This window comes from Pseudomonas sp. 10(2024) (assembly GCF_045164175.1).
GTDB classification, from domain to species: Bacteria; Pseudomonadota; Gammaproteobacteria; order Pseudomonadales; family Pseudomonadaceae; genus Aquipseudomonas; species Aquipseudomonas alloputida.
Genome location: NZ_CP174006.1, coordinates 4755248 through 4779744, shown reverse-complemented (window position 1 = coordinate 4779744; position 24497 = coordinate 4755248). Strand labels below are relative to the sequence as shown.

Genomic DNA, 24497 nt, shown 5'->3' with positions numbered 1-24497 from the left:
TGGCGTAATCGGTTCCGCTAAGGTTTTATATCAGGCGTTCGCACGAGTGGAGCCGTAGGTTGTGCAACATCCCGAAAAGTCCCTTTTCGGCTGTTCCTCTCTATTAAGGCGAATAACACCCACAGGTATCGGCCGAATTAAGCTAAAGCTTGAGCAGAGGATTAAAGAGATGTCGGAATTTTCGACCATCGTTGTAGGCGCGGGCCCGGATGGCCTGCCAGTCGGGCAAGCAATGCGCCTGGCCAACCGCCACGGTCTGGTGGCTGGCGCAACCGGTACTGGCAAGACCGTCACCCTGCAGCGCCTGGCGGAGGTGTTCAGCGACGCAGGGGTGGCGGTTTTCGCCGCGGATGTCAAAGGCGACCTTTGTGGCCTGGGTGCTGCCGGTGCGCCACAAGGCAAGGTGGCTGAACGCATCGCCGGCATGCCGTGGCTGGGGCATATGCCCAGGGCTTACCCGGTGAGCTTGTGGGATATCGCCGGGCAGTCTGGCCACCCGCTGCGCACCACCCTCAGTGAAATGGGGCCGTTGTTGCTGGGCAACTTGCTGGAACTGACCGACAGCCAGCAGGCAGCGCTTTATGCAGCATTCAAGGTGGCCGACCGCGAAGGCCTGCTGCTGCTGGACCTCAAAGACCTCAAGGCCCTGCTGGCGCATCTGAAGGACAACCCACAGCTGCTCGGCGAAGACAGCGCGCTGATGACCACGGCCTCCACCCAGGCTTTGTTGCGCCGGCTCGCTACCTTGGAGCAGCAGGGCGCCGAGGCACTGTTCGGCGAGCCGGCATTGCAACTGGAGGACCTGCTGCGCCCTGATCCGGATGGACGTGGACGTATCCACCTGCTCGATGCCAGCCGATTGGTGCACGAGGCACCCAAGGTGTACGCGACGTTCCTGTTGTGGCTGCTGGCCGAATTGTTCGAGCAGTTGCCCGAGCGCGGTGATGCCGACAAGCCGGTGCTGGCGCTGTTCTTCGATGAAGCACACCTGCTGTTCAACGGCACGCCCAAGGCGTTGCAGGACCGTCTTGAGCAAGTGGTCCGGCTGATCCGCTCCAAGGGGGTGGGGGTCTATTTCGTTACCCAGTCGCCGGGTGACTTGCCCGACGCGGTGCTGGCCCAGTTGGGCTTGCGCATTCAGCACGGCTTGCGCGCGTTCACGGCCAAGGAGCAGAAGTCGCTGCGAGCAGTAGCCGATGGTTTCCGCCCCAACCCGACGTTCGACACCCTGGCGGTGCTGACCGAACTGGGTATTGGCGAAGCGCTGGTGGGTACGTTGCAAGAGAAGGGCACGCCGGCCATGGTGCAGAGGGTGCTGGTTGCACCGCCGCAGTCGCGTATCGGGCCACTGAGTGCGGCTGAGCGCAGTGCGCTGATTGCGGCTTCGCCATTGTCGGGGCGCTATGACAAACCGGTGGACCGTGAGTCTGCCTATGAAATGCTGAGCCAGCGTAAGGGCGAGCCGGTGGAGCCGGCGCCACAACCGAAGGCGGATGAAGAGAGTTTTGCCGACAAGGCGGGTGAGTTCTTGCAGAGTGCAGCGGGGCAGGCGATCAAGTCGGCAGTGCGCCAGGCGGCCAACCAGTTGGGGCGGCAGTTGGTGCGCGGTTTGATGGGGTCGTTGTTAGGGGGCAAGAAAAGGTAGTCTTCCTGCGCCGCTTCCATACCCCTGGTAGCAGAAGTCTGCTTCGGCAAGGAACAAGGTGGCGCGGGCATAACGGCTATGAAAAAGGCGCCCGAGGGCGCCTTCATTCATTGCGGTGTCACTCAGCCAATGGCTTTGGACGCCAGCCAGAACAGGCCGGCCGCCAGGCCCATCGAGGCAGGCAGGGTCAGGATCCATGCCAGCAGGATGGTCTTCACGGTGCCGCCTTGCAGGCCACTTTTGTTGGCGACCATGGTGCCGGCCACGCCGGACGACAGCACGTGGGTGGTCGACACCGGCAGGGCGAATACGTTGGCCATGCCGATAGCGCAGGCTGCGGTGATCTGTGCCGACATGCCTTGGGCATAGGTCATGCCTTGTTTGCCGATCTTCTCGCCCACCGTCAACACCACGCGCTTCCAGCCAACCATGGTACCCAGGCCAAGGGCCAGTGCGACGGCCACGATCACCCAGAACGGGGCGTATTCGGTGGTGGCGGTGAGGTCTTTGCGCAGTTTTTCAAGGTCGGACTTTTCACGGGCGTCCAGGCCTGGCAGCTTGCCAACCTTCTTCGCCGTGTCATCCAGGCACAGCAAATAGCGGCGCACTTCAACGCGCTTCTCGGCATCGAGGCTGTGGTAGTCCGTCACACCTTTCAGCGAGGTCTGCAGCGCAGCAATGGTCGGCTCGGTCTGCTGCGGGTTGCAACTGAACTGCTCCGGCAGGTCGCTGGCCTTGGCCTTGCCCAGTGCCAGGAACTCGCCCAGGGTGGCGGCGTTACGCTGGTAGAACTGGCTCATGTGCAGGGTAGCGTCGCGAGTACGTTCGATCTGGTAGGTGGTGCTGTTCAGGTCGAGTACGAACTTGGCCGGGACAATACCGATCAGCACCAGCATGATCAGGCCGATGCCTTTCTGGCCGTCGTTGGAGCCGTGCACGAAGCTCACGCCCATGGCGGAAACCACCAGGACCAGACGGTTCCAGAAGGGCGGGTGCTTCTTGTCGTCGAGCTTGCGGCGCTGTTCCGGAGTTTTGTGCATCTTCGACAGCGGGCGCCACCATTTCAGGCCGATCAGCACCAGGGCAGCAACGGCGAAGCCGGCCATTGGCGAGACCACCAGCGACATGGCGATATCGATCGCTTTCTGCCAGTTGACGCCGTCGCCCAGCGGAATGTCGTTGATCAGGGCGTTGGCCAGGCCGACACCGAGGATGGAGCCGATCAGCGTGTGCGAACTGGAGGCGGGGATGCCAAAGTACCAGGTGCCCAGGTTCCAGGTGATGGCCGCAGCCAGCAACGAGAAGACCATGGCCAGGCCGTGGCCGGTGTTCACATTGATCAGCAGCTCTACCGGCAACAGGTGCACGATGGCATAGGCCACCCCTACACCGCCGAGCAGAACGCCAAGGAAGTTGAACACGCCGGAGAAGAACACGGCGAGGTGCGGCGGCATGGCTTTGGTATAGATGACGGTAGCTACCGCGTTGGCGGTGTCATGAAAGCCATTGATGAACTCGAAGGCGAGTACGAAGGTCAAGGCGAGCAGCAGGCTCACCAACACCCAGGCATCCAGTCCGCTGAATAAATCGATCATGAAGGTTGTCTGGCGGGTCTTAGGGGGGCGGGATTATGCCAGAAAACCTTGGCAATCGATGCACCTGTAACAGGCAGATGACAGTCTTCATGGTGCAAGCGTGTCATGCAGAGGGGGGCGGTACGGGAGGTAAATAGCGGCTAAAAATCACAAAGTAGGGCGAAAAAAGGCCGAAATCTTGAGAAAAATCCATTTCGCAAAAATTCAAACGACTGTATGAAATTTGTGTGATTCCATTTCATCATCGGCCAGACAGTAAAGATCGAGCTCGCCCGGGTAGGCCGGGCGACGGCGCGCAGAGGGCCCCGAGGCTCAGGGATTGTCGCTGCGCAGTTCTTTTTCGATGCGTTCCAGTTCCTGGCTGAAGGCCTGGTCGCGAACGCTGGCACGCTTGCGCCAGGGTTTGCGTTCCGGATCCGGTTGTGCGGCGTATGTGGTGACTTCGCCACCATAAACATCCTTGTAACGTTCAGCCTGGCGCTCGAGTTCCGCGCGCAGTTCATCTTTCGTCACGTGCAGTACCTGAAATAAGTGTAATGACTGTTGTCATGCATTGTGCAACATGCATTTTGCCTTGCTGGCCGCAACGGCTTGATAAAGCGGAAGGTTCAATGACCACGGTAAGCGGAGGGCCTGCGCAATCGATTATAGCAACCGATAATTCGCCGAACATCGATAATTTACGCAACCCTGACATCATCTGGCGTAAGTAGCAGATTGTGCCCGCGAACAGTTGGGACCTTTCGTACAAAGTTTGAAAGGAATGGCGGATAGAAGTTCGTTGCAATGTCAGGGCGGGCCGTAATGAAAAACGGCCTCGCCGAAAGGCGAGGCCGTTGCCTGGGGACTTCTACGGTGGGTACCTGACCAGTCTCTCCAAAGAAGCCACAAGTGGCATGGGAAAGGTATAAGCAAAAGTGTCGGCGGTCAATTGCGATTATCGGCCGTTTGTTCGATAATCGCACGAACCGGTGTTTTTTTTGAGGTGTGCGATGAGTGACGAAACCCTGGGCAACGATTCCGGCAATGCTGAGGTGGCGCGACCTGCTTCGGCTGCCATGGCGCCGCCGATCGTGGCTTCCCCGGCCAAGCGCATCCAGGCCTTTACCGGTGACCCGGACTTCATGACCTCGCTAGCACGTGGCCTGGCCGTGATCCAGGCATTCCAGGAGCGCAAGCGCCACCTGACCATCGCCCAGATCAGCCACCGTACCGAAATCCCTCGCGCGGCGGTGCGCCGTTGCCTGCACACGTTGATCAAGCTGGGGTACGCCACCACTGACGGGCGTACCTATTCGCTGCTGCCCAAAGTGCTGACCCTGGGGCATGCCTACCTGTCGTCGACGCCGCTGGCAATTTCTGCCCAGCCGTACCTGGACCGCATCAGTGACCAGCTGCATGAGGCGGCCAACATGGCCACCCTCGAAGGCGACGACATCCTTTATATAGCCCGTTCGGCCACGGTCGAGCGGCTGATCTCGGTCGATCTGTCGGTGGGCGGGCGCCTGCCGGCCTATTGCACGTCGATGGGGCGCATTTTGCTGGCGGCCATGGACGACACCAGCCTGCGTGAGTACCTGGAACGTGCCGACCTCAAGGCGCGCACCAGCCGCACCCTGAATGACCCCGAATCGTTGTTCGCCTGCATCCAGCAGGTGCGCGCCCAGGGCTGGTGCGTGGTAGACCAGGAACTGGAACAGGGGCTGCGATCGATTGCCGTGCCGGTGTATGACGCTTCGGGGCAGGTGTTGGCTGCGCTGAACGTCAGTACCCATGTCGGGCGGGTGACCCGCAGTGAACTGGAGCAGCGGTTCTTGCCGATTTTACTGGCAGCCAGTCGAGACCTTTGCCATCAGTTGTTTGGTTGAGGCCGCAGGGAGCACGTTGCGGCCCCGGATCAGAACAGGCAAAACCGTTTCTTGTGCGATAAACGCACAGTGTCGTGCCGGGTGAATTGCTTCACCCCGGCCCGCTGATTAATGTCTCTCGCAACGGTCGGCTAGCCGACCGAACAAGAAAAACATAAGAGGCACTTACGCATGAATACTGTCACCTCGCTGCTGCGGCCGCACCCGCATTCAGTACCGTTGTATCCAGGCTGACCCAGGCCATATACCCCAATCATCGCCTTTGTACCGGTTACCCGCGTGCAATGGCCTGACTGTGCCCCACATTCTGGATAACAATAATGAACCAAGCGCAAACCAACGTCGGCAAAAGCCTCGACGTTCAGTCGTTCATCAATCAGCAGCCGCTGTCCCGCTATCAGTGGCGAGTCGTGCTGCTGTGCTTTCTGATCGTCTTCCTCGATGGCCTGGACACTGCTGCCATGGGTTTCATCGCCCCGGCACTGTCGCAAGAGTGGGGAATCGACCGCGCCAGCCTTGGGCCGGTCATGAGTGCCGCGTTGATCGGCATGGTGTTCGGCGCCCTGGGCTCCGGGCCCCTGGCTGACCGATTCGGCCGCAAAGGCGTGCTGGTGGGGGCGGTGCTGGTATTTGGTGGCTTCAGCCTGGCCTCGGCCTATGCCACCAACATCGACCAGTTGCTGGTACTGCGCTTCCTGACTGGCCTGGGCCTGGGTGCAGGCATGCCCAACGCTACCACGCTGTTGTCCGAATACACGCCGGAGCGCCTCAAGTCGCTGCTGGTGACCAGCATGTTCTGTGGCTTCAACCTGGGCATGGCGGGTGGTGGCTTCATTTCCGCCAAGATGATCCCGGCCTACGGCTGGCACAGCCTGCTGGTCATCGGTGGCGTGCTGCCGTTGCTGCTGGCGCTGGTGCTGATGGTCTGGCTACCGGAGTCGGCGCGGTTCCTGGTGGTGCGCAACCGCGGTACCGACAAGGTGCGCAAGACCTTGTCGCCCATCGCGCCGCAAGTGGTGGCCGAGGCAGGCAGTTTCAGCGTGCCGGAGCAAAAGGCGGTGGCTGCGCGCAACGTGTTCGCGGTGATCTTCTCTGGCACCTATGGCTTGGGCACCGTGTTGCTGTGGCTGACCTATTTCATGGGCCTGGTAATCGTCTACCTCCTGACCAGCTGGCTGCCAACCCTGATGCGTGACAGCGGCGCGAGCATGGAACAGGCCGCGTTCATCGGCGCGCTGTTCCAGTTTGGCGGCGTGCTAAGTGCAGTCGGCGTAGGTTGGGCCATGGACCGTTTCAACCCGCACAAGGTGATCGGCATTTTCTATCTGCTGGCCGGGGTGTTCGCCTACGCAGTGGGGCAGAGCCTGGGCAACATCACTCTGCTAGCCACGCTGGTGCTCGTCGCGGGTATGTGCGTGAACGGTGCGCAGTCGGCAATGCCATCGCTGGCGGCGCGCTTCTATCCCACCCAGGGCCGGGCCACAGGCGTATCGTGGATGCTGGGTATTGGCCGCTTTGGTGCGATTCTCGGGGCCTGGAGTGGTGCAACGCTGCTGGGCCTGGGCTGGAGCTTCGAGCAGGTGCTGACGGCGTTGCTGGTACCGGCGGCGCTGGCGACCGTGGGAGTGGTCGTCAAGGGGCTGGTCAGCCACGCCGACGCAACCTGAGGGCGAGGGCCGCGTTGCGGCCCATTCACAGCACAACGCCGCTCCCGCAGGGGCGGCGTTGTGCTGCGATCAGGGCGCACAGCTGCCCTGCGCGTGGGGTGGATAGTTGTGCAACAAATGGTTCGTTAATCGCACAGATAGTCGATTATCGGATTGTAAGGTACCTACCAGTCTCCTTAATCTGGGTTTACCGAAGCACCCTGACCAGGAGCCTCCAAATGCCACGCGCAGACCATTTCCGAACCCACCCAAATCGAGCTGTCCGCCATGCGTGACCTCGACGCCCGTACCGCCGCTGACCATGGCCAGCTGGCAGGAGAAGCCTGATGCACGACGTATTCATCTGTGATGCCATCCGTACCCCGATCGGCCGCTTCGGCGGCGCCCTGGCCAGCGTGCGGGCCGACGACCTGGCAGCCGTGCCGCTGAAGGCGCTGATCGAGCGCAACCCTGGCGTGCAGTGGGACCAGGTAGACGAAGTGTTCTTCGGCTGCGCCAACCAGGCCGGTGAAGACAACCGCAACGTGGCCCGCATGGCACTGCTGCTGGCCGGCCTGCCGGAAAGCATCCCGGGCGTCACCCTGAACCGCCTGTGCGCGTCGGGCATGGATGCCGTCGGCACCGCGTTCCGCGCCATCGCCAGCGGCGAGATGGAGCTGGTGATTGCCGGTGGCGTCGAGTCGATGTCGCGCGCCCCGTTCGTCATGGGCAAGGCTGAAAGCGCCTATTCGCGCAACATGAAGCTGGAAGACACCACCATTGGCTGGCGTTTCATCAACCCGTTGATGAAGAGCCAGTACGGTGTGGATTCCATGCCGGAAACCGCCGACAACGTGGCCGACGACTATCAGGTTTCGCGTGCTGACCAGGACGCTTTCGCCCTGCGCAGCCAGCAGAAGGCTGCCGCTGCGCAGGCTGCCGGCTTCTTTGCCGAAGAAATCGTGCCGGTGCGTATCGCTCACAAGAAGGGCGAAATCATCGTCGAACGTGACGAACACCTGCGCCCGGAAACCACGCTGGAGGCGCTGACCAAGCTCAAGCCGGTCAACGGCCCGGACAAGACGGTCACCGCCGGCAACGCCTCGGGCGTGAACGACGGTGCTGCGGCGATGATCCTGGCCTCGGCCGCAGCGGTGAAGAAACACGGCCTGACTCCGCGTGCCCGCGTTCTGGGCATGGCCAGCGGCGGCGTTGCGCCACGTGTCATGGGCATTGGCCCGGTGCCGGCGGTGCGCAAACTGACCGAGCGTCTGGGGATAGCGGTAAGTGATTTCGACGTGATCGAGCTTAACGAAGCGTTTGCCAGCCAAGGCCTGGCGGTGCTGCGTGAGCTGGGTGTGGCTGACGATGCGCCCCAGGTAAACCCTAATGGCGGTGCCATTGCCCTGGGCCACCCACTGGGCATGAGCGGTGCTCGCCTGGTACTGACTGCGTTGCACCAGCTGGAGAAGAGTGGCGGTCGCAAGGGCCTGGCGACCATGTGTGTGGGTGTCGGCCAAGGTCTGGCGTTGGCCATCGAGCGGGTTTGACCTGTACCGGCCTCTTCGCGGGGAAGCCCGCTCCAACAGGGATCCACGCAATCACCTGTGGGAGCGGGCTTCCCCGCGAAGAGGCCTCTCCTGTGAGACATAAGGCCCATTGCCAGCCCGATAGCGGAACGAGTGTGTTACTAGGTATGTCTAGAACTACCTAGGACCCTCCAGGAGTAAACCCGTCATGACCTCAACCTATTACACCGGCGAAGAACGCAGCAAGCGCATCTTCGCTATTGTCGGTGCCTCATCAGGCAACCTGGTGGAATGGTTCGACTTCTACGTCTACGCCTTCTGCGCGATCTACTTCGCCCCGGCCTTCTTCCCCTCCGACGACCCCACCGTGCAGCTGTTGAACACGGCGGGTGTATTCGCCGCGGGCTTTTTGATGCGCCCCATTGGTGGCTGGATCTTCGGCCGCCTCGCCGACCGCCATGGTCGCAAGAATTCCCTGATGATCTCGGTGCTGATGATGTGCTTCGGCTCGCTGATGATCGCCTGCCTGCCCACCTATGCCAGCATCGGCACCTGGGCCCCGGCGCTGCTATTGCTGGCTCGCCTGATCCAGGGGCTGTCGGTAGGGGGCGAATACGGCACCACGGCCACCTACATGAGTGAAGTGGCACTGCGTGGGCAGCGCGGCTTCTTTGCTTCGTTCCAGTACGTCACCCTGATCGGCGGCCAGTTGCTGGCGGTCCTGGTCGTGGTGATCCTGCAACAGCTGCTGACTGAAGATGAACTGCGGGCCTGGGGCTGGCGCATTCCCTTCGTGGTGGGCGCCATCGCCGCCCTGATCTCGCTGATGCTGCGCCGTTCGCTGCACGAGACCAGTAGCGCCGAAGCCCGCAATGACAAGGATGCAGGTTCGATCGGAGGTCTGTTCCGCAATCACGCAGCGGCGTTCATCACGGTACTGGGCTACACCGCGGGTGGCTCGCTGATTTTCTATACTTTCACCACCTATATGCAGAAGTACCTGGTCAACACTGCGGGCATGACCGCCAAGAGCGCCAGCTACGTGATGACCGGGGCGTTGTTCCTGTTCATGGTGGTGCAGCCGTTCTTCGGCATGCTGTCCGACCGTATCGGCCGGCGCAATTCGATGCTGCTGTTCGGCGGCCTCGGTACCCTGTGCACCGTGCCGCTGCTGATGGCGCTGAAAACCGTGACCAGCCCGATCATGGCCTTCGTGCTGATCAGCCTGGCCCTGTGTATCGTGAGTTTCTACACCTCGATCAGCGGTCTGGTGAAGGCCGAGATGTTCCCGCCGCAAGTGCGTGCACTGGGTGTTGGCCTGGCCTACGCGGTGGCCAACGCAGCATTCGGCGGTTCGGCCGAGTATGTGGCCCTGGGCCTGAAAACCCTGGGGATGGAAAACACTTTCTACTGGTACGTGACGGCGATGATGGCGATTGCCTTCCTGTTCAGCCTGCGCCTGCCGAAGCAGGCGGCGTACCTGCACCATGATGATTAAGGACGCTGCATGAGCAACCAACTGTTCGACGCCTATTTCACCGCGCCGGCCATGCGCGAGATTTTCTCCGACCGAGGCCGCCTGCAGGGCATGCTGGATTTCGAAGCCGCGCTTGCCCGAGCCGAAGCCTCTGCCGGTTTGGTCCCGCACAGCGCGGTAGCGGCCATCGAGGCGGCATGCCAGGCCGAGCGCTATGACGTTGGCGCGCTGGCCAATGCCATCGCCACCGCGGGCAACTCGGCCATTCCGCTGGTGAAAGCGTTGGGCAAGGTGATCGCCACCGGCGTGCCTGAGGCTGAGCGCTATGTGCACCTTGGCGCCACCAGCCAGGATGCGATGGATACCGGTCTGGTTCTGCAACTGCGCGATGCCCTCGATTTGATCGAGGCCGACCTCGGCAAGCTGGCCGATACCCTGTCGCAGCAGGCCTTGAAGCACGCCGATACGCCATTGGTGGGTCGTACCTGGTTGCAACACGCCACCCCGGTGACCCTGGGCATGAAACTGGCCGGTGTACTGGGTGCTTTGACCCGGCACCGTCAGCGCCTGCAGGAACTGCGCCCGCGCCTGCTGGTCCTGCAGTTCGGCGGTGCCTCGGGCAGCCTGGCGGCGCTGGGCAGCAAGGCGATGCCGGTGGCCGAAGCGCTGGCCGAACAGCTCAAGCTGACCCTGCCCGAGCAGCCCTGGCACACCCAGCGCGACCGCCTGGTGGAGTTTGCCTCGGTACTGGGCCTGGTTGCCGGCAGCCTGGGCAAGTTCGGCCGTGATATCAGCTTGCTGATGCAAACCGAGGCGGGGGAGGTATTTGAGCCTTCTGCGCCGGGTAAGGGTGGTTCTTCGACCATGCCACACAAGCGCAACCCGGTGGGTGCCGCCGTGTTGATCGGTGCTGCGACCCGCGTGCCGGGCCTGCTGTCGACGCTGTTCGCGGCCATGCCTCAGGAGCACGAGCGCAGCCTGGGCCTATGGCATGCCGAGTGGGAAACCCTGCCGGATATCTGCTGCCTGGTCTCTGGCGCCCTGCGCCAGGCTCAAGTGATTGCCGAGGGCATGGAGGTGGATACCGCGCGCATGCGCCGTAACCTCGACCTGACACAAGGCCTGGTGCTGGCCGAAGCGGTGAGCATCGTCCTCGCCCAGCGTCTGGGTCGCGACCGTGCCCACCACCTGCTGGAACAATGCTGCCAGCGCGCGGTGGCCGAACAGCGGCACCTGCGTGCCGTGCTGGGTGACGAGCCGCAGGTCAGCGCCGAGCTGTCTGGCGAGGAACTCGATCGCCTGCTCGACCCTGCCCATTACCTGGGCCAGGCCCGCGTCTGGGTGGCGCGCGCCGTGTCCGAACATCAACGTTTCACTGCCTGAAGGAGACCGCTGTGGCGCACTTGCAACTGGCCGATGGCGTTTTGAATTACCAGATCGATGGCCCGGATGACGCCCCGGTGCTGGTCCTGTCCAACTCGCTGGGTACCGACCTGGGCATGTGGGACACCCAGATTCCGCTCTGGAGCAAGCACTTCCGGGTGCTGCGCTATGACACCCGTGGTCACGGCGCATCGCTGGTCACTGAAGGCCCTTACAGCATCGAACAGCTGGGCCGCGACGTGCTGGCCCTGCTCGATGGCCTGGACATTCAAAAGGCTCACTTCGTCGGCCTGTCGATGGGTGGCCTTATCGGCCAGTGGCTGGGTATCCATGCAGGTGAGCGCCTGCACAGCCTGACCTTGTGCAACACGGCCGCCAAGATCGCCAATGACGAGGTGTGGAACACCCGTATCGACACGGTACTCAAAGGCGGCCAGCAGGCCATGGTCGACCTGCGCGATGCCTCCATCGCCCGCTGGTTCACCCCGGGCTTTGCCCAGGCACAGGCGGAGCAGGCCCAGCGTATCTGCCAGATGCTGGCGCAAACCAGCCCACAAGGCTACGCAGGCAACTGTGCAGCGGTACGTGACGCTGATTATCGTGAGCAACTGGGCCGCATCCAGGTGCCCGCGCTGATCGTTGCCGGTACGGAAGACTTGGTTACCACCCCTGAGCATGGCCGCTTCATGCAGGCCGGTATCCAAGGTGCCGAGTACGTCGACTTCCCGGCGGCGCACCTGTCCAACGTCGAGATTGGCGAGGCCTTCAGCCGCCGCGTGCTCGATTTCCTGCTGGCTCACTGAGGACAACGCCATGGACGAGAAACAACGTTACGACGCTGGCATGCAAGTGCGCCGCGCAGTGCTGGGTGATGCCCACGTGGACCGCAGCCTGGAGAAGCTCAACGACTTCAATGGCGAGTTCCAGGAAATGATCACCCGCCACGCCTGGGGTGACATCTGGACCCGCCCAGGGCTGCCGCGCCATACCCGCAGCCTGATCACCATCGCCATGCTGATCGGCATGAACCGCAACGACGAGCTGAAGCTGCACCTGCGTGCAGCGGCCAACAATGGCGTGACCCGCGACGAGATCAAGGAAGTGCTGATGCAGAGCGCGATCTACTGCGGCATTCCGGCGGCCAATGCCACGTTCCACCTGGCTGAGTCGGTGTGGGATGAACTTGGCGTAGAGTCTCGCCAGTAAACCGTGATCGCGGGCAGGCCCCTGCAACAGGGCGCTTGCCCGCGAATGGCCTTTACACCGATGCCTTTTTTTGCCGCATGGCAATCGGGCCGGCGTTGGCTTCCACGGCGCGCTTCAGGGTCGGGCACAGGCCCAGCATGAACGCAGCTTCCGCCACCACGAACAGTGGCCCGATGATCAGGCCGCTCACGTCGTCGACAAATGCCGGTTTGCGGCCTTCGTAGTAATGGCCGATGAACTGGATGATCCATCCCACCACGAACGCCCCCAGCCCGGCGCCGAGCCATAGCGTTGTCGACTGCACTGCCAGCGCTTCACCGACCCACAGGCACAGGCCCAGCAACAGCCCCATCACAAGCCCGAAGCGCAGGTCCAGGCGCAGGTAGAACCACACAGACGCCGCCGCTGCCAGCAGGGCAGGGGACAGCCACATGCCAGCTATCTCCCAGCCTGGGCGTGAAAGCAGGATGGTGACTGCCAGCACGATCATGGGGATGCCGACGAAGTGGGTGGCGATGTTGCGTGGATCGCGGTGGTAGTTGGCGTATTGGCTCAGGTGGTCGACGAGGGTTTTCATTGTTGTGCCTCCCTGTTCAGCTTTGTTTCACCTGTAGCGGATAGTGATCAGGATAGCCTGCAGTCACCACCATCATCAGCTCAGCGAATGGCGGCAGCTCGCACTGGGCAATTCATGGCAGGGTTTTCATCACGCTGTTGCCAATGATGCTTTCAAAAGGGAGGGCGTCTGGCCTCTTCGCGGGGTTATTCGCGAAGAGGCCAATTGAGTCACAGAAGATTCAGCGGATAACTCACAATCAAGCGGTTCTCATCGAACGCGTTGGTGCTGAAGTCGCGACGCATGGTCGAGTTGCGCCATTTCAGCGACAGGTCCTTGAAGCTGCCCGACTGCACCACATAGGCCAGCTCTGTTTCCCGCGCCCATTCCTTGCCATCGTCCACGCTGCCCACGTTGACGTTGTCACCCTTGATATAGCGGTTCATCAGGGTCAGCCCGGGTACGCCGACGGTGGCGAAGTTGAAGTCATGGCGAACCTGCCAGGAACGCTCCTTGGCATTGTCGAAGCTTGAATTGTAGCTGTCGTTGGCCAGGGTACCGCCACTGGTGCCATTGACCCGCATCCAGGCATCGTCGCCGCTGACCTTCTGCAGGCCAACGTAAAAGGTGTGGCCTTGGTAGCGCGCCGAAAGCAAGGCGGAGGCGGTGCGGTTGTCCAGCTTGCCGGCCCGTTCGGCGCCATCTTCCTTGCCGATGAAGTAGCCCAGGTTGGCGCCCAGCGTCCAGTCGCCCAGCGGCTGGCTGTGCGTCAGGTTGAGGTATTGCTGGCGGTAGATGTCCTTGAGCTGGGCATCCCACAGGCCGATCATGGTGCGCTTGTCGTTGAAGGTGTACTCACCGCCGCCGAAGTTGAAACGGTCGGAGGTGAAGGCGGCTTTACCGTTGAGCGACATGTCTTCCATGCTGGCATCGTTGCGCGGGCTGTTGCCGCGGAACTGGCCGGCGTACAGGGTCAGGCCGGCGATTTCCCTGGAGGTCAGCTGGCCACCGCGGAATGTTTGCGGCAGTGAGCGGCCATCGTCCGAACGCAGGATTGGCAGTACCGGCATCCATTCACCGACTTTCAGCTCGGTTTCGGACAGCTTGGCCTTCAGCGCCACACCCAGCCGGCCAAAGTCATCGGCCGGGCGGCCGTCGTCATGCACGGGCAGCAGGTGAGTGTTGGTGGTGCCTTTGCCGCCGTCGAGCTTGACCGAGTACAGGCCCAGTACGTCCACGCCGAAACCGACCGTGCCCTGGGTGAAACCGGAGCGGGCATCGAGGATGAAGCTTTGTGTCCATTCCTCGGCCTTGCCCTGTGGGTGGGCCGGGTCGACGAAGTTACGGTTGATGTAGAAGTTGCGCAGGTTGAGGGTGGCCTTGGCGTCCTCGATGAAACCACCTTCGTTGGCGGCGAATGCGGGGAGGGCGCAGGACATGGCCAACAGGCCAGGCAGCAGCTGACGTGCGGGTAGCGAAATGCTCATCTGTCGTGGATCTCTTGTTTTTATGGTCGAGCCGGTGCACTGCAGGATCGGGCCTGCAGGTGCGGGTGTTTTTGATGAACTTGGGTAACGTTGCGTGGGGGGATGGTGCGGGGTAGTGCGGGGGTGAGGCAATTCGCCGCAAACGGAACGGGGCGATAATCGAACGGAATGTTCCGGTTGGTTAATAACTCTCCTGGGGCGGCCTCTTCGCGGGTAAACCCGCTCCTACAACGGCTTGCGCGCAACCACCGTATGTTTCCGCCACACGATCCGTGTAGGAGCGGGTTCACCCGCGAATACGGTGGTGGCTGCGACGCTGAATCGCCAGGGGATACTGGCCGGCACAGGCAGTAAAAAAGCAAAGCCCACCGCTAAGGGTGGGCTTTCTACTTTTGTAACAAGGCCGATCAGCCTTTCGGTGTTTCCACCGATGCCTGCTGGTTGGCCTGCCCGGTTTGCTCGTACCAGCCACCGCCAAGCGCCTTGTACAGGTTGACCTCGCTGGTCAGCTGCGACAGGCGGTCGCCGATCAGCGCTTGCTGGGCACTGAACAGGTTGCGTTGGGCATCGAGGAAGGTCAGGTTGCTGTCAATCCCGATGCGGTAACGGCGTTCGGCCAAGCGGTAGTAGTCCTGGTTCGCCTGCACCAGGTCGCGCTGGGCCTGCAACTGCTCTTCGAAGGTCTTGCGTGCCGCCAGGCCATCGGAGACTTCCTGGAAGGCCGTCTGGATGGTTTTTTCGTACTTGGCGACGTTGATGTCCTTCTGGATTTTCGAGTAGTCCAGGCTGGCTTTGAGGCTACCGGCGTTGAAGATCGGCAGGTTGATCTGCGGCTGGAACAGCCAGGTGCCCTGGCCGCCCGAGAACAGGTGGCCCATGTCGGGGCTCAGGCTGCCGGCGTTCGCGGTCAGGCTGATGCTCGGGAAGAACGCTGCGCGGGCTGCACCAATGTTGGCGTTGGCAGCCTTGAGCAGGTGCTCGGCTTCCTGAATGTCCGGGCGACGCTGAAGGATATCCGATGGCAGGCCGGCCGGTACTTCGGCCAGTTGGTCGGCATCAAGCTCCAGCGGCTTGGCCAGGTCGGCAGGAATGCCGGTGCCCAGCAGCACGGTCAGGCTGTTGACGTCCTGGGCGACCAGGCGCTGGTACTGCGAGTACTTGACCCTGGCGCCTTCCACGGCGGTACGCGCCTGGCTGACGTCCAGGGCCGATGCCACGCCGACTTCGTTGCTGCGACGGGTGAGGTTGTAGCTTTCCTCGTAGGTCTTCAGCGTTTCTTCGGTCAGCTTGAACAGGGCCTGGTCGGCCTGCCAGGTGTAGTAGGCGTTGGCCACGCTGGCTACCAGGGCGATTTGCGTGGAACGACGCGCCTGCTCGCTGGAGAGGTAGGTTTCCAGGGCCTGCTCGGTCAGGCTGCGCACGCGGCCGAACAGGTCCAGCTCGTAGGCGCTGACGCCCAAGGTGGCCGAGTACTGGCTGGTGATGCCAGATTCGCCCGTTTGCGACATGTTCGCCGGGACACGCTGGCGGCTGCCGCTGCCGGTGGCCGAAACCGCCGGGAACAGGTCGGCGCGCTGAATGCGGTATTGCGCACGGTAGGCGTCGAGGTTCAACGCCGCGACGCGCAGGTCGCGGTTATTGACCAGCGAGGTCTGGATCAGCTGTTGCAGCGCCGGGTCGTGGAAGAACTGGCGCCAGCCCTGTTCAGCAGCGGCAACATCCGCCGATTGCGTCGGCGAGTAAGCAGGGCCTTGCGGCCACTGCGCAGCCACCGGCGCCTCCGGGGTCTGGTAGTCAGGGATCAGCGAGCAGCCGCCAAGAATGAAAGCGGTTACCGCCAGGGACAACAAAGACTTGGTCATTGCCCAGCCTCATAACGTGGATTTTCAGGGGTGACGTCTTTTTCCGGCTCTTTGCTGCCGAACAGCGACGACACTGCGACGAAGAACAGTGGTACCCAGAAGATAGCCAGCACGGTCGCACTGATCATGCCGCCGATCACGCCAGTACCGATGGCGTGCTGGCTGCCGGCGCCGGCGCCGCTGGCGATGGTCAACGGTACCACGCCCAGGATGAACGCCAGCGAGGTCATGATGATCGGGCGCAGACGCATGCGGCACGCTTCGATCGCTGCGTCGTACAGGCTACGGCCTTGTTCGTGCAGCTCCTTGGCGAATTCCACGATCAGAATGGCGTTTTTCGCCGCAAGACCGATGGTGGTCAACAGGCCAACCAGGAAGTACACGTCGTTGGACAGGCCGCGCAGGCTGGTGGCGATCAGCGCACCGATGATACCCAGCGGTACTACCAGCACCACAGCGATCGGGATCGACCAGCTTTCGTACAGGGCCGCCAGGCACAGGAACACGAACAGCACCGAGAGGGCGAACAGCGCCGGCATCTGCGAGCCGGAGAGTTTTTCCTCGTAGGACATGCCGGTCCAGGAGAAGCCGATACCGCTTGGCAGCTCGCCTGCAATGCGCTCGACCTCGGCCATGGCTTCACCGGTACTGTAGCCAGGCGCCGGTGCACCGAGGATTTCCATCGCTTCGACACCGTTGTAACGCGACAGCTTCGGCGAACCGTAGGTCCATTCGCCTTTGGCGAAGGAGGAGAACGGCACCATCTCGCCTGCGCCGTTGCGCACGTACCATTTTTGCAGGTCTTCCGGGCTCATCCGCGCGCTGGGTTCGCCCTGGATGTACACCTTCTTGACCCGGCCACGGTCGATGAAGTCGTTGACGTAGCTGGCACCCAAGGCAATCGACAGGGTGTTGTTGATGTCGGCAATGGTCACGCCCAGGGCGCTGGCACGTTCGTCATCAATGGTCAGCTGGTACTGCGGTTCATCGTTCAGGCCGTTCGGGCGCACGGCGCTGAGGATCTTGCTCTGCGCAGCTTTGGCCAGGAACTGGTTGCGCGCCTCCATCAACTTCGCGTGGCCGACACCGCCGCGGTCCTGAAGGAACACGTCGAAGCCGGTGGCGTTACCCAGTTCAAGCACCGCTGGCGGGGCGAAGGCGAACACCATCGCATCACGGAAGGTGAAGAAGTGCTGCTGGGCACGCTGGGCCAGGGCGAACACGCTGTTCTCCTTCGAGCGTTCATCCCAGGGTTTGAGCATGATGAAGGCCATGCCTGAGCTCTGGCCGCGACCTGCGAAGTTGAAACCGTTGACGGTGAACACCGACGATACGGTATCGGCTTCGTCCTTGAGCAGGTATTCACGCATCTGGTCGACCACGACCTGCGTGCGTTCGGCACTGGAGCCGGCCGGGGTCTGCACCTGGGCGAACAGTACGCCCTGGTCTTCTTCTGGCAGGAACGCGGTAGGGATGCGGGCGAACAGCCAGATCATGCCGACCACGATCAGCGCATAGGCCAGCAGGAATGGCACCTTGTTGCGCAGGATGGTGCCTACACTGCGCTCGTAGCCATTGACGCTGCGGTCGAAGTTGCGGTTGAACCAGCCGAAGAAACCGCCTTTGGCGGTGTGGTGTTCGCCCTTCTTCAACGGTTTGAGCATGGTTGCGCAGAGCGCCGGGGTGAAGATCAGCGCAACCAGCACCGACAGGCCCATGGCCGAGACGATGGTGATGGAGAACTGCCGGTAGATCACACCCGTGGAGCCGCCGAAGAACGCCATGGGCAGCAGTACGGCCGAGAGCACCAGGGCGATACCCACCAGGGCGCCCTGGATCTGTTCCATCGAGCGCTTGGTCGCTTCCTTGGGCGGCAAGCCTTCTTCGGACATGACCCGCTCGACGTTCTCCACCACGACGATGGCGTCGTCCACCAGCAAGCCGATGGCCAGGACCATGGCGAACATGGTCAGGGTGTTGATGCTGAAGCCCGCGGCGGCAAGGATACCGAAGGTACCCAGCAATACGACCGGTACGGTCATGGTGGTGATGATGGTGGCGCGGAAGTTCTGCAGGAACAGGTACATCACCAGGAACACCAGCACCACGGCTTCGATCAGGGTGTGGATCACGCCGCTGATCGATTCGGTGACCACTGGGGTGGTGTCATACGGGAATACCGCCTTGACCCCCGGCGGGAAGAACGGTTCCAGGCCTTTGATGGTCTCGCGCAGTGCCTTGGCGGTGTCCAGGGCGTTGGCGCCGGTTGCCAGTTTTACCGCCAGGCCGGAAGCCGGCTTGCCGTTGAACTGGGCGCTGACGGCGTAGTTTTCACCCCCCAGGCCCACTTGGGCGACGTCACCCAGGCGCACCTGTGAACCGTCTTTGTTGACCTTGAGCAGAATGCTCTCGAACTGCTCGGCGGTTTGCAGGCGGGTCTTGCCGATGATGGTGGCGTTCAGCTGGGTGCCCGGCAGGGCTGGCAGGCCGCCGAGCTGGCCGGAAGACACCTGCACGTTCTGTGCGGCCACAGCGGTCTTGACGTCGACCGGGGTCAGCTGGAACTTGTTCAGCTTGGCCGGATCGAGCCAGATACGCATGGCGTACTGCGCACCGAACACCTGGAAGTCACCTACACCCGCTGTACGCGAGATCGGGTCCTGCATGTTCGAGACGATGTAGTTGGCCAGGTCGTCCTTGGTCATGCTGCCGTCTTCGGAGACCAGGCCGATCACCAGCAGGAAGTTCTTCACTGCTTTGGTGACGCGGATACCTTGCTGCTGCACTTCCTGCGGCAGCAGCGGGGTGGCCAGGTTCAGCTTGTTCTGTACCTGTACCTGCGCGGTGTCGGGGTTGGTGCCCTGTTCGAAGGTGGCGGTAATGGTCATGCTGCCGTCGGAGTTACTTTCCGACGACACATAACGCAGGTTGTCGATACCGTTGAGCTGCTGCTCGATCACCTGCACCACGGTGTCCTGCACGGTTTGCGCCGAGGCGCCCGGGTAGGTCACGGCGATGGCGATGGCCGGCGGCGCGATACTGGGGTACTGGTTGATCGGCAGCTTCAGGATAGACAAGGCCCCGACCAGCATGATCACCAAGGCGATCACCCAGGCGAAGATCGGGCGATCGATAAAGAACTTCGACATGGTTTACTCCGCTTTGGCGTCTGCTTTCGCCGCGTTGGCCTGATCAGGGCCGGCCGGCTTCTTGACGTTGGTGGCATCGCTGACCTTCACCTCGACGCCTGGGCGCACGTACTGCAGCCCTTCGGTGATCAGGCGGTCACCCGGGTTGAGGCCTTCCTCGATCAGCCAGTCGCTACCCAAGGTGCGGCTGGCCTTGAGCTGGCGCAGTTCAACCTTGTTCTCCTGGTTGACCACCAGGGCGGTGGGTGCGCCCTTGAGGTCGCGGGTCACGCCTTGTTGCGGTGCCAGGATGGCGTTGGTGTTGACCCCGGCCTTGAGCCGCGCATGCACGAACATGCCTGGCAGCAGGGTGTGATCGGGGTTGGGGAACAGGGCGCGCAGGGTCACCGAGCCGGTGGTCTCGTCGACCGCGACTTCGGAGAATTCCAGGCGACCTTCCTGCTTGAACAGGCTGCCGTCTTCCAGTACCAGCTGAACCGATGCGGCGTTTTTGCCGGCCTTCTGCAACTGGCCGCTTTCCAGGTCACGGCGCAGCTTGAGCAGCTCGGCGGTGGACTGGGTAACGTCGACATAAATAGGATCGAGCTGCTGGATGGTGGCCATGGCGTCGGTCTGACCATTGCTCACCAGTGCACCTTCGGTGAACGAAGAGCGACCGATACGGCCGCTGATCGGCGCCAGAACCTTGGTGTAGCGCAGGTCGATCTGTGCGCTCTTGAGCGAAGCCTCAGCCTGCAATCGTTTGGCATTGGCGTCGTCGTATTCCTGTTTGGAGACGGCCTGTTCGTCAATCAGTTGCTTGTAGCGTTCGGCCAGTGAGCGTGTAGCCAGCAGGTTGGCCTTGGCATTGGCCAGGGTGGCTTCGTACACGGCAGGGTCGATCTGATACAACTGCTGGCCTTCCTTGACCTCACTGCCTTCCTTGAACAGGCGCTTGAGGATGATGCCGTTGACCTGCGGGCGCACTTCGGCGACGCGGTAGGCACTGGTTCGCCCCGGCAATTCCGAGGTGAGGGTGAAGGCTTGCGGCTGGATGGTCACGACGCCGACCTGAGGAGCCTGCGCCGCTGGCGCTGCTTCTTCTTTCTTACAGCCACTGAGCAGGGTTGCCAGGGCGACGGCGGAAACCAGAGCGGTAACGGCTGGCTTGAATTGCATGAGGATCCTCGGGTCGCTGGAGCAGGGAGACGCTCAAGAGTAATGGAAGAGATCTTGATCTGGAAAAAATGCTATCCGGTGGATAAATAGCTTGCTAAGGAATATACTTACATTCATGGTTGTTTGTAAATACTGCTGGGTGGTACTCAGGTACTGCCTCAGCGCTTGATTAGCTCATCCGAGAGGCCCCGGCAGAGGTGCCCCCGGAGCGTTCCCCGCACGCGCTGCGCGTTCGGGCCAGATGAGGTTGTACTGCCATGGTCCGTCGAACCAAAGAAGAAGCCCAGGAAACCCGTGCCCAGATCATCGAGGCGGCGGAAAGGGCCTTCTACAAGCGCGGGGTTGCGCGAACCACCCTGGCCGACATCGCCGAACTGGCGGGTGTGACGCGGGGGGCGATCTACTGGCACTTCAACAACAAGGCCGAGCTGGTGCAGGCGTTGCTCGACAGCCTGCACGAGACCCATGACCATTTGGCGCGCGCGAGCGAAAGCGAGGATGAACTCGACCCGCTTGGCTGCATGCGCAAGCTGCTGTTGCAAGTGTTCAACGAGCTGGTGCTCGATGCCCGAACCCGTCGTATCAATGAAATCCTGCATCACAAGTGCGAGTTCACCGATGACATGTGTGAAATTCGCCAGCAGCGCCAGAGTGCGGTGCTGGATTGCCACAAGGGCATCACCCTGGCGCTGGCCAATGCCGTACGCCGGGGCCAGTTGCCTGGCGAGCTGGATGTCGAGCGCGCGGCGGTGGCCATGTTTGCCTATGTCGATGGCCTGATCGGGCGCTGGCTATTGCTGCCTGACAGTGTCGATCTGTTGGGTGATGTCGAAAAATGGGTCGACACCGGGCTGGATATGCTGCGCTTGAGCCCGGCTCTGCGCAAATGACACTTTGTTAAGGATTGTGAGGGAGTGTTTCCCCTTTGTGTTAAGGGGAGATTAAGGTCGCCGCCGCCTTGCAGCTGTTCGCACCACAAGGCGGCAGCGCGTGTGCAACCTTCAGCGGCCGCGCAATTGCCGGTCAGGCAAAGCAAATGCCGCGAACAGTCCCAGCACCGCGACGAGCGCACTCCCCATCAGCAGTTGCCTGAACGTCTCCAGCAACCGCCCTTGAGTCACCAGATCCACCTCTGCGGCCTTCAAACTCCCCAGCAACGCATTACCCGGCAATTCGAAACCCCCTTGCAGCAGCAGTGCCAGCAATAGGCTGGACATGCACGCTACGCCCATGGCTCCGCCCAGCGAGCGGAACAGGTTGGTGGTGCTGGTGGCCACGCCGATGTCCTTGCTGGCCACCGCGCTTTGTGTGCCCACCAGTGAGGTGGGGAATTGCAGCCCGCAGGCTATGCCGGTCAGCAGCATGAACAGCGCACTGAGCAACGCTGATTGCGGTGGGGTCAGTGCCATCGCGAAAATGGCCACTGGCATCAGCAGTGCACCGGCCAGGATCTGTGGCTTGTAGCGCCCGGTCCGGCTGGTCATGCGGCCACCTGTGAAGGCGCCCATGGGCAGCCCCATGGCCAGCGGCAGCAGATGCAGGGCGGCGCTGTCGGCACCGGCGCCGGTAATGCCCTGGTAACGCAAGGGCATGAGCATGGTCAGGGAAATGGACTGGAAGCTGGCGAAAAAGATCACCGCCCAGCACAGCACTGCCACACGGTTGCCAAACAGGCTGAGCGGCAGCAGCGGCTCTGGGCAGCGGCGTTCGTGTGCGATGAAAAGCGCCAGGCCCAGTAGGGCGCAGCCGAACAGCGCCAGCACGGCCGGGTCGGCCCAGGCGTGGCCCTGGCCCACCAAGGTAATGCCCAGCAGCAGGCTGCCAAGGCCGAGAATCAACAGCATGGCGCCAAGGTAGTCCACCTGTGCCTCGCGACGCTGCACCGGCATGTCAGCGAGCGCACGGCGAATGGCCCACAAGGCGACCAGCCCCAGCGGCAGGTTGATCCAGAACACCCAGCGCCACGACAGGTACTCGGTCAACCAGCCGCCCAGCACTGGCCCGGCCACGCTGGCCGCGGCGTACATGCTGCTGAAGTAGCCCTGGTAGCGGCCGCGTTCGCGCGGGGGCACGAAGTCGCCAATGATTGCCTGGCTCACCGAGACCATCCCGCCTGCGCCGATACCCTGCAGTACCCGGGCCAGCACCAGTTGCGGCATGTCCTGGGCCATGGCGCAGGCAATGGAGGCCAGGGTGAACAGGCTGATGCCGGTGAGGATCATCCGGCGCCGGCCGTAAAGGTCGCCCAGTTTGCCGTAGATCGGCACGGCCACGGTCATGGCCACCATATAACCGGAGATGACCCAGGCCAGCAGGCCGACATCGCTGAACTGCGCCGAGATGGCCGGCAGCGAGACGGCGACGATGGTCTGGTCCAGTGCGCCGAGGAAGATGGCCAGCATCAGGGCGGTGAGCACGTTGCGCAGGGCGGTGGGGGGCAGGGCGGCGGTCACGGGAATACCTTGTTTTGTCTATGGCGGCCCCTTCGCGGGCAAGCCTGCTCTCACAGAAGCCCTCGGATTGTAACCTGAGTTAGGTAGCTTCCTATGTACTATCTGCATCCCCTATGCAAGATCGGCATTGGCGCATTCATCCAGTGCTGCATGGCTGCGTGATATCGTTGGTATGCCACAGAGGCTGAAATCCGGGGGTTGCACCAGGTTGGTGCAGCATATTGCCGCAGGTTTTTCAGTCCGCTGTCTCCCACACCTTTTATTCCTCTGCCTGCATGTCGAGCATGACCGCCCAGATGGCGACGGTTGGAACAGGTCAGGTAGACCCGATTACAGGGGTCGGTAGTTACCGTTCAAATTTCAACTTTTTTGCGGAGTGATCATGCCCAAGGCTTCCCACCAAGATCTGCGTTTTGCCTTCCGCGAGCTGCTCGCTTCAGGTTCGTGTTTCCACACTGCCTCGGTGTTCGACCCAATGTCGGCACGCATTGCCGCAGACCTGGGCTTCGAAGTCGGTATCCTCGGCGGTTCGGTCGCTTCGTTGCAGGTACTGGCTGCTCCTGATTTCGCTCTGATCACCCTCAGCGAGTTCGTCGAGCAGGCCACCCGCATTGGTCGGGTCGCGCAACTGCCGGTACTGGCCGACGCCGACCACGGCTATGGCAACGCACTGAACGTGATGCGCACGGTGATCGAACTGGAGCGCGCCGGTGTGGCCGCACTGACCATCGAGGACACCCTGCTGCCTGCCCAGTTCGGGCGCAAGTCCACCGACCTGATCCCGGTCGAGGAGGGGGTTGGCAAGATCCGCGCGGCGCTGGAGGCACGAGTCGATTCGTCCTTGTCGATCATTGCCCGTACCAACGCGGGCGTAATCACCACCGAAGAAATCATCGTGCGTACCCAGAGCTACCAGAAGGCGGGCGCTGATGGCATCTGCATGGTCGGGGTCAAGGACTTCGAGCAGCTCGAGCAGATTGCCGAGCATCTGACCGTGCCGCTGATGCTGGTCACCTATGGCAACCCGAACCTGCGCGATGACGAGCGCCTGGCGCGTCTGGGCGTGCGCATCGTGGTCGATGGCCATGCGGCTTACTTTGCCGCGATCAAGGCCACTTACGACTGCCTGCGGCTGCAGCGTGGTCGGCAGAACAAGTCGGAAAACCTCAGTGCCACCGAGCTCTCGCACACCTACACCCAGCCAGAAGACTACATTCGCTGGGCCAAGGAATACATGAGCGTCGAAGAGTGATCGGCAGGGCGCCGTCCATTCAACGGACGGCGCTCAAGGTTGCACTGTGAGGCACGCAATGTGCCTGCTCGCAGCTATTGGCGACGCTTGGCTGGCTGCGTAGCAGTTCGGCGCGCCAGCAGGCTGAGCCATACAGCGCTGTAACTGCGGTAAGGGCCATGACAAGGGCGACTCTTCTTGATTTGATGCCCATGGTGCTCACCTCCTGTGACAGCGATAGGGGTGTACGCC

General features: G+C 62.1%; 18 protein-coding genes and 1 pseudogene. 11 read left to right on the top strand and 8 right to left on the bottom strand.

What is annotated here, in order from left to right; translation table 11 throughout:
* Positions 1-169: 169 nt before the first annotated feature.
* Positions 170-1645, top strand: coding sequence for a helicase HerA-like domain-containing protein (locus ACI7M0_RS21640; protein WP_129932870.1), 1476 nt, complete (start codon positions 170-172; stop codon positions 1643-1645).
* A 122-nt stretch (positions 1646-1767) separates the two neighbouring features.
* Here the strand turns inward: ACI7M0_RS21640 and ACI7M0_RS21635 are convergent, their stop codons facing one another.
* A complete protein-coding gene (locus tag ACI7M0_RS21635) occupies positions 1768-3240 on the bottom strand; it encodes an inorganic phosphate transporter (protein WP_129932871.1) in 1473 nt (490 codons plus the stop codon).
* Positions 3241-3552: 312 nt separating this feature from the next.
* Complete coding sequence (locus ACI7M0_RS21630; RefSeq protein ID WP_003251937.1) at positions 3553-3753, bottom strand: hypothetical protein; 201 nt, start codon at positions 3751-3753, stop codon at positions 3553-3555.
* Between the two features lie 479 nt (positions 3754-4232).
* On the opposite strand from ACI7M0_RS21630, the gene pcaR reads away from it, so the two are divergent.
* The 8 genes and pseudogenes from pcaR to pcaC all read left to right on the top strand — a co-directional run bounded on the left by pcaR (position 4233) and on the right by pcaC (position 12349).
* Positions 4233-5108, top strand: coding sequence for a pca regulon transcriptional regulator PcaR (pcaR, locus tag ACI7M0_RS21625; protein ID WP_003251938.1), 876 nt, complete (start codon positions 4233-4235; stop codon positions 5106-5108).
* A 320-nt stretch (positions 5109-5428) separates the two neighbouring features.
* Positions 5429-6775 carry an MFS transporter gene (locus tag ACI7M0_RS21620; protein WP_129932872.1) on the top strand — a complete coding sequence of 449 codons (1347 nt, stop codon included), beginning with the start codon at positions 5429-5431 and terminating at the stop codon, positions 6773-6775.
* Between the two features lie 231 nt (positions 6776-7006).
* Positions 7007-7102: pseudogene (locus ACI7M0_RS21615) on the top strand (CoA-transferase subunit beta); the annotation flags it as partial.
* Entirely contained in the window at positions 7099-8304 is a 1206-nt protein-coding gene (gene pcaF / locus ACI7M0_RS21610; RefSeq protein ID WP_172835047.1) for a 3-oxoadipyl-CoA thiolase, read from the top strand. The pseudogene ACI7M0_RS21615 and the gene pcaF, both read left to right, overlap by 4 nt.
* Before the next feature lie 187 nt (positions 8305-8491).
* Positions 8492-9781, top strand: a complete 1290-nt coding sequence (locus tag ACI7M0_RS21605; protein WP_129932873.1) for an MFS family transporter — start codon at positions 8492-8494, stop codon at positions 9779-9781.
* Positions 9782-9790: 9 nt separating this feature from the next.
* On the top strand, positions 9791-11143 hold the full coding sequence (locus tag ACI7M0_RS21600) for a 3-carboxy-cis,cis-muconate cycloisomerase (protein ID WP_129932874.1): 1353 nt from the start codon (positions 9791-9793) through the stop codon (positions 11141-11143).
* Between the two features lie 11 nt (positions 11144-11154).
* Positions 11155-11946 carry a 3-oxoadipate enol-lactonase gene (pcaD, locus tag ACI7M0_RS21595; protein ID WP_129932875.1) on the top strand — a complete coding sequence of 264 codons (792 nt, stop codon included), beginning with the start codon at positions 11155-11157 and terminating at the stop codon, positions 11944-11946.
* Between the two features lie 10 nt (positions 11947-11956).
* The gene (pcaC, locus tag ACI7M0_RS21590; RefSeq protein WP_010952489.1) at positions 11957-12349 is read left to right on the top strand and encodes a 4-carboxymuconolactone decarboxylase; all 393 of its coding nucleotides are present in this window, start codon (positions 11957-11959) and stop codon (positions 12347-12349) included.
* Positions 12350-12401: 52 nt separating this feature from the next.
* Here pcaC and ACI7M0_RS21585 read toward each other — a convergent pair whose 3' ends face one another.
* The 5 genes from ACI7M0_RS21585 to ttgA all read right to left on the bottom strand — a co-directional run bounded on the left by ACI7M0_RS21585 (position 12402) and on the right by ttgA (position 20561).
* Positions 12402-12926, bottom strand: a complete 525-nt coding sequence (locus ACI7M0_RS21585; RefSeq protein ID WP_010952490.1) for a DUF962 domain-containing protein — start codon at positions 12924-12926, stop codon at positions 12402-12404.
* A gap of 209 nt (positions 12927-13135) precedes the next feature.
* Positions 13136-14392 carry an OprD family porin gene (locus ACI7M0_RS21580; RefSeq protein WP_104962499.1) on the bottom strand — a complete coding sequence of 419 codons (1257 nt, stop codon included), beginning with the start codon at positions 14390-14392 and terminating at the stop codon, positions 13136-13138.
* Positions 14393-14799: 407 nt separating this feature from the next.
* Positions 14800-16254, bottom strand: coding sequence for an AdeC/AdeK/OprM family multidrug efflux complex outer membrane factor (locus tag ACI7M0_RS21575; RefSeq protein ID WP_010952492.1), 1455 nt, complete (start codon positions 16252-16254; stop codon positions 14800-14802).
* A complete protein-coding gene (gene ttgB, locus ACI7M0_RS21570) occupies positions 16251-19403 on the bottom strand; it encodes a multidrug efflux RND transporter permease subunit TtgB (protein WP_014754360.1) in 3153 nt (1050 codons plus the stop codon). Before ttgB ends, ACI7M0_RS21575 begins: the two co-directional genes overlap by 4 nt.
* 3 nt (positions 19404-19406) lie before the next feature.
* A complete protein-coding gene (gene ttgA, locus ACI7M0_RS21565) occupies positions 19407-20561 on the bottom strand; it encodes a toluene efflux RND transporter periplasmic adaptor subunit TtgA (protein WP_064491135.1) in 1155 nt (384 codons plus the stop codon).
* Between the two features lie 257 nt (positions 20562-20818).
* On the opposite strand from ttgA, the gene ttgR reads away from it, so the two are divergent.
* A complete protein-coding gene (ttgR, locus tag ACI7M0_RS21560; protein ID WP_010952495.1) occupies positions 20819-21451 on the top strand; it encodes an efflux transport transcriptional regulator TtgR in 633 nt (210 codons plus the stop codon).
* Between the two features lie 111 nt (positions 21452-21562).
* On the opposite strand, the gene ACI7M0_RS21555 is transcribed toward ttgR, so the two are convergent.
* On the bottom strand, positions 21563-23014 hold the full coding sequence (locus tag ACI7M0_RS21555; RefSeq protein ID WP_019752473.1) for an MDR family MFS transporter: 1452 nt from the start codon (positions 23012-23014) through the stop codon (positions 21563-21565).
* A 382-nt stretch (positions 23015-23396) separates the two neighbouring features.
* Between ACI7M0_RS21555 and ACI7M0_RS21550 the strand changes: the two genes are divergently transcribed.
* Positions 23397-24266, top strand: coding sequence for an oxaloacetate decarboxylase (locus tag ACI7M0_RS21550; protein ID WP_129932876.1), 870 nt, complete (start codon positions 23397-23399; stop codon positions 24264-24266).
* The last annotated feature ends 231 nt before the right edge of the window (positions 24267-24497 follow it).